Below are 1648 nucleotides of genomic sequence, written 5' to 3'. Positions count from 1 at the left end.
ACTTTATACGAAAATAAAAAGTAACTCTAGCCTCGTATGATGGCAGAACGCGTTTGAAAACGGCTGGGTTTGGACATACTTATCTCTAAAAAAGCAAAAAAAAAGCCCACTGCCCGAATTTTAGCTTTATCTTCAAAAAAAATTAACCTGCTGCGTTTTCCGTTACTTGAACGATGTAGCCCATCTCATGTAGTTTTTTCAAGTAAAAATCAACGGTGTTTTTTTGGGACATGCCTGTGTGCATGTCTATTTCTTTGTATGCTGTTTTTTCTTTCATGATCCCATAGATGATTCGAATCAGGAGATGGCCCGTTGCTACGCATGCTTTGTTTTCCCCTCGTCGTTTTCGAATGCGTCTGTAGTGATCCCCGATTCGATTTTTTGACTTGTTGTTCGACCATGCGGATTGGGTTAACGCTCGTTTGAGATACTTATTTCCTTCCAGACATTTTTTGTTCTTTTTCCGACCCGCGCTTTCATGATTTCCGGGAGCTACCCCTGCCCATGAGGTAAACTGTTCCACGGTGGGAAAGCGTTCGGTTACATCGGGTCCCATCTCCGCAAAGATCGCTGCTGCCGTATGGAAATCGATCCCCGGAATGGAATCCAGACATTCGATTTCAGTTCTGTACGGCTCCAGTTGACGATCAATTGCCGCCTCCAGTTTCCCGATTTGCGCCTCCGCAAAATGCAAATGATCCCAATGCATCTGAATCATTTCTCGATGATGCTTTCTCAGATTTCCGTTGATCGCCTCGATGAGTTGCGGCACCTTGGCTTTCAGCTTCGTTTTGACCAATCTACGTATTTCGTCTGCCTCCAGCACTTCTCCGTTGAGCAATTTCTCAAGCAGCAAACGCCCCGATACACCAAATAGATCCGTCATAAACGTCGTCAACTTGATGTTCGCGTCCTGCAGAATCTTATGGATTCGATTTTTCTCTTGCGTCACCGTTCCCACCATCCGCACACGGTATCGCGTTAGATCCCGGAGATCCCGCATATGCTGGGGTAAGACGACGCTAGGTTCGATCAGGCCACACCGGTGCAGTTGCGCGATCCACTCTGCGTCTTTTTTGTCTGTCTTGCGCCCAGGGGTGTTCTTGATTCGTTTCGCATTCGCCAATACGAGGTTGCAGGTGGACTCCAATATGTTCCATATGGGTTTCCATAATACCCCTGTGCTTTCCATCGCTACTTCGCTACATGTGTGGGAGGCCAGCCAATCTTGTAAACAAAACAATTCTTTCGTGGTCGTACCGAAGCTTTTGATGATCGTCTTCGGTTTACTCTCCAGATCCCCATAGAGGATACAGGCTACCACGACTTCTTGGTGAACATCTAAACCCGCACAGCATTCTCTTACTGCATCCATGAGTCTACCTTCTTTCTTTCATCCATACTCACAAACCATGCGACCTGATCGTTGAAACTTTATACGCGCACTTGGGGTGCATTGGGCAGTGCTCGAGGTACGCAGTAGAACGGTTTTTGCAACAGGGTCGAGCCCCAATGTGCTTACGTCCTTTGGTTTGTTAGTTTCATCGTTTCCAGTTCTTACGCTTTTCAAGCTTGAAACTGGAGCTGTAGACCTGAATTATTTTCATTCTGTGGGGTGACGTCCACGACGTCATGGGGTTTTTGCAGG

Annotated in this window: 1 protein-coding gene; it reads right to left on the bottom strand. The window is 46.7% G+C overall.

Going from position 1 to position 1648, the window contains the following annotated elements:
• Nucleotides 1–142: 142 nt before the first annotated feature.
• Complete coding sequence (locus tag AC3G2T_RS38615; RefSeq protein WP_488438803.1) at nucleotides 143–1375, bottom strand: IS110 family RNA-guided transposase; 1233 nt, start codon at nucleotides 1373–1375, stop codon at nucleotides 143–145.
• Nucleotides 1376–1648 lie beyond the last annotated feature (273 nt).

It is taken from the genome of Paenibacillus sp. sgz302191 (assembly GCF_057749925.1).
Note: the sequence above shows the minus strand (reverse complement) of the source record. Positions and strands in the feature narration are given on the sequence as shown.

What these genes read in the sequence shown, in the direction of transcription:
- AC3G2T_RS38615 (WP_488438803.1), bottom strand. Translation starts at nt 1,375, where the DNA reads ATGGATGCAGTAAGAGAATGCTGTGCGGGTTTAGATGTTCACCAAGAA.